Source organism: Gilvimarinus sp. 1_MG-2023 (genome assembly GCF_030548285.1).
On sequence record NZ_JAUOSC010001210.1, the window covers coordinates 1 to 260 of the forward strand.

At 46.9% G+C, this 260-nt stretch carries 1 pseudogene; it reads right to left on the reverse strand.

Annotation, left to right across the window (positions count from 1 at the left end):
- Positions 1 to 260, reverse strand: a pseudogene (locus Q4563_RS20705) (glutathione S-transferase family protein); the annotation flags it as partial.

Below are 260 nucleotides of genomic sequence, written 5' to 3' on the forward strand. Positions count from 1 at the left end.
GGCAACGACCATTCCGCAAGCATAAACAAAAAATAATCACATGCTGTTAGCGTCCCACCAAGCAAGTATTCATTGCCCTCTAGCTGGTCGTTGATAATGGATAAGGCGTCTGCAACCCTGTCGCCCTGGGCCGCTACAACATTTGGAATGGTAGCTTCATCATTGGTATGGCGATGAGGATAATAGTGAACCATAAGTTCAGCTTGCAGCGTATTATTAAGAAACGCGAGCCACTGATAAAACAAGGGGCGGTTCGGATC